Below are 4,357 nucleotides of genomic sequence, written 5' to 3' on the forward strand. Positions count from 1 at the left end.
GACGCGCTGCGCTCGATCGATGCCAGCACGGCGCAATGGGCCGCGCTGGCCGGCGCGACGGTAACGCCGTCGGGCACCGGCGACCTCGCAAGCGCGGCCGCGGCGGGCAGCGTACAAGCCGCGGGGATGTTCACAACGCGCGAGACCTTGCCGGATACGCTCGCGGCCAGCGCATCGGATGACACGGCGCTGCCCAGCACGCCGCCCGCCTTCGAGATGACGGCCGACCCAAGCGACGTGCCGCCCAGCCCGGATGCCGACGACGAAGGCTCGGACACGTCGTCCGATGCCGTCATCGACATGAGCGCCTTCCTGCCGCCAGTGAATGACGGCGCGGGATTCGCGCATGACGCCGATGCCTTCGTCGGCCTTGCTCCGCAAATGCCACCCGTTGATACGCAACCGCCCGCGCATCTCAAGAACAGCATCTCGACAACACGCGCCGCACCCGTCGCATTCGGCCCGGCTACGGAGCAGCGCGACGACGCCAACGTTTTCGCGCCAGCCGCACCGAGCCTGCCGATCGAAGCCATTGCGGCAACGCCCGACAAATCAACGGCGCAATACGCCGATGAACCGGCCATCACGCCGCTGCGCTCGTCGTTCGTCGCCAGCGGCGATGCCGTCAGTACGTCAGCATCGGCAACGGTCGGCGCAAGCAGCGTCATGCCTGCGGACGCCCATGCCGCGCCGCTGGACAGCGTCGATACAAACGACGCCGCCCGGACGTCCGCCGGAACACCCCCGTTCGCATCTGCGCCGCCGCAAACGGTCGCCAGCAGCAGCCACCTCGCGCCGACACCGGCCCCCGTCACGGAAGCGCCGCCCGCAACCCACGCCGTCCCGCCTTGGGAATCGCTGCCGAGCGTGCCGACCGATGCCTCCGCGCCCGCCGTCTCGACATCCGCCTTCGCCGAGACATTGAGCGCACCGCTGACGGCCATGACACCCTCGACGCCATCGGCCTTCACGTTCTCGTCGGCCAGCGACACCGACTACGCCGCGCCGCAGCCCTCGGTGCTGTCGACCGACGCATCGTTCACGCTGTCCACGCCGAGCGAGACGCTCGCTTCCGGCCTGGCGGCCTCGGAACCCGCAACGGCATCAGCCGACATCGCCCCGGCGTTCCTGCCGGGCGCATTCGCCCCGGCCACCGCGCAACCTGCCGCGCCAACGCCCGCCTCGGCCGCTCAGGCCACCCCGCCCGCCGCAAGCGAACCGCCGGCCCGCCAGGCCCCGCCGAACGCCTTCGAATTCCGTGCCCCGGCCGCTTCGAACGTCGAACTGCCCGGCCTCGACCTGCTCGAACCGCCCGCCGACGACATGCCGCCGATCTCCGAGGCCGATCTGGCCCAGACCGGCCAGGTCATCGAGCAGCGCCTGCAGGAGTTCAAGGTGCCGGTCACGGTGGTCGGCGCATCGGCCGGCCCGGTCATCACGCGCTTCGAGATCGAACCGGCGCTCGGCGTGCGCGGCAGCCAGATCGTCGGCCTGATGAAGGACCTGTCGCGCGGCCTCGGCCTCACGTCGGTTCGCGTGGTCGAGACGATCCCCGGCAAGACCTGCATGGGCCTCGAACTGCCGAACGCGAAACGCCAGATGATCCGCCTGTCGGAAATCCTCGCCTCGCGCCAATACCAGCATTCGGCCTCGCAATTGACGATCGCGATGGGCAAGGACATCACCGGCAACCCGGTCGTCACCGATCTGGCCAAGGCGCCGCACATGCTGGTGGCCGGCACCACCGGCTCCGGCAAGTCGGTCGCGATCAACGCGATGATCGCCTCGCTACTCTACAAGGCCACGCCCGAGGAAGTGCGGCTGATCATGATCGACCCGAAGATGCTGGAGCTGTCCGTCTACGAAGGCATTCCGCACCTGCTCGCGCCGGTCGTCACCGACATGAAGCTGGCCGCGAACGCGCTGAACTGGTGCGTCGGCGAAATGGAAAAGCGCTACCGGCTGATGTCGGCCGTGGGCGTGCGCAATCTCGCGAGCTTCAACCAGAAGCTGCGCGACGCGGCCGCCCGCGACAAGAAGATCGGCAACCCGTTCTCGCTGACGCCCGAGGCGCCCGAACCGCTCTCGCCGCTGCCGCTGATCGTGGTGGTGATCGATGAGCTGGCCGACCTGATGATGGTGGCCGGCAAGAAGATCGAGGAACTGATCGCGCGGCTCGCGCAGAAGGCGCGTGCGGCCGGCATCCACCTGATCCTCGCTACCCAGCGCCCGTCGGTCGACGTGATCACCGGCCTGATCAAGGCGAACATCCCGACGCGCGTGGCGTTCCAGGTGTCGTCGAAGATCGATTCGCGCACGATTCTCGACCAGATGGGCGCCGAATCGCTGCTGGGCCAGGGCGACATGCTGTTCCTGCCGCCCGGCACCGGCTACCCGCAGCGCATCCACGGCGCGTTCGTGGCCGACGAGGAAGTGCACCGCCTCGTCGAATACCTGAAGCAATTCGGCGAGCCGCAATACGAGGAAGGCATCCTCGACGGCCCGACCAGCGAAGGCGGGTCGACGCAGGACCTGTTCGGCGAAGCGCCCGACGCCGAAGCCGATCCGCTCTACGACGAAGCGGTGGCGTTCGTGGTGCGCACGCGGCGCGCGTCGATCTCGTCGGTGCAGCGGCAATTGCGCATCGGCTACAACCGCGCGGCGCGTCTGGTCGAGCAGATGGAAACGGCGGGCCTGGTGTCGGCAATGGGCATTAACGGCAGCCGCGAAGTGCTCGCGCCGCCGCTGGCCGAGTAGGAAAACACGCGAGAAAATACGCGGCGCGCGGCACCGAAATTGCTCCGCTGCGCGCCAGATGCGTCGAAAAACGTTGCATGAGCAAGCGGTCGGTTGCCCATGCAACGGTCGGCGCCATCGCCAGGCCGGCAGCCGAACCCAGCCTCATGAAAAACGGGCGGGGCGTGAAGTGACCCCCACGCGTCCCGCCCGTTTTTCATTCGTCGCCCGGCTTACGGCTGCACCGGCACCAGCTTGAAATCGACCGGCTTGCTCAGTGCGATCTTGCGCGCGTCGGGATCGAGCCGGCCCGTCGCCACGTCGCGGCGGAACACGTAGAACGCGCCGCTTTCCTGGTTGCCGACGATCAACCACTTGCCGGTGGGATCGATCAGGAATTCACGCGGCGTCTTGCCGAACGTCGACTGACGGCTCACGAACGCGAGCTTGCCGCTCGCGGCGTCGATCTTGTAGGCCACCAGCTCGTTGGCATCGCCGCGGTTCGTCACGTAGAGGAAGCGGCCGTCCGGCGAGGCGTGGATCGCGCCGCCGCCTTCCTGCCCGTGAAAGCCGGGCGCCGACATCTTCACGCTCTGCAGATGGGTCAGCTTGCCGTCCTGGTAGCCATACACCTCGACGGTGCCCTTCAGTTCGGTCGTCAGATAGGCGAAGCGGCCGTTCCGCGAGAACACCAGGTGGCGCGGGCCGGTGCCCGGCGGCAGCGGCGTGTAGCGCGCATCGGTCGGGCCGAACAGGCCGCGCGAGCCGTCGGGCGTGTAGCGATACTCGAACAGCTTGTCGACGCCGAGATCCTGCACGAACAGGTAGTTGCCATCCGGCGAGAACACCGTCGAATGGACGTGCGCGCCGTCCTGGCGCCCCTTCACCGGGCCGCCGCCCTCGTGATGCACGTTCAGCACCGAGGCGCCCACCTTGCCGTCCGCCTCGACCGGGAACACCGTGAAGCTGCCGCCCGGGTCCGCCGCCACCGAATAATTGGCCGTGACGAGGTACTTGCCGTCCGGCGACAGGCTCAGATAGCACGGATCGTTCCCTTCCGACGACACGCGATCGAGGAAATTCAGCGTGCCGGATTTCGCATCGAACGCGAACGCGCTGACGCCGCCGCGCTGGCTGGCCGGGCCGTCGTCGCCGGGCAGCTCGTTGACGGCGTAGACGAAACGCCCGTCGCGGCTCGGCAGCAGATAGGACGGATTGACCGTTTTCGCGGTCGAGACGACGGGTGAGACATCGCCGGTACGCGTATCGAACCGGTACACGTAGATGCCCTCGCTGCCCGCACCGGTGTAGGTGCCGACCAGCAGGTTATAGACGGCATCGGTCGGCGCATTGGCGGTATCCTGCGCAAACGCGTGCGCGGCGGACAGCGACAGCACCACGGCGATACCCTTGATCCAGTGACCCAGTCTCAGCGGTGTCATACGCGTAATCCTCTCGAAATGGAGGGGCCGCGGTGCGGGAATATCAAGGCCGTTGGAACTTCCCTGCACCGAAACGCCTCAGTTGTTGTGATTGTTCAACGATTCGGGCGGCCCCTGCCCGTTTCGTTCGAACGAAGTATACGGGGCCGTGCGCGCCAGCGTCGTTTCGCGGCGCGCAC

The 4,357-nt window shown here is 67.8% G+C and carries 2 protein-coding genes; one reads left to right on the forward strand and one right to left on the reverse strand.

Annotation, left to right across the window (positions count from 1 at the left end):
• A partial coding sequence (locus ACYP33_RS30720; RefSeq protein ID WP_459625011.1) for a DNA translocase FtsK occupies positions 1-2,757 on the forward strand: 2,757 nt, incomplete at its 5' end.
• Positions 2,758-2,969: 212 nt separating this feature from the next.
• Here ACYP33_RS30720 and ACYP33_RS30725 read toward each other — a convergent pair.
• The gene (locus tag ACYP33_RS30725; protein ID WP_414451324.1) at positions 2,970-4,178 is read right to left on the reverse strand and encodes a lactonase family protein; all 1,209 of its coding nucleotides are present in this window, start codon (positions 4,176-4,178) and stop codon (positions 2,970-2,972) included.
• Between the last annotated feature and the right edge of the window lie 179 nt (positions 4,179-4,357).

It is taken from the genome of Burkholderia sp. 3C (assembly GCF_054589155.1).

Bases quoted from the DNA above. Each gene is read 5' to 3' on its own strand.
- ACYP33_RS30725 (WP_414451324.1), bottom strand. From the start codon at position 4,178: ATGACACCGCTGAGACTGGGTCACTGGATCAAGGGTATCGCCGTGGTG.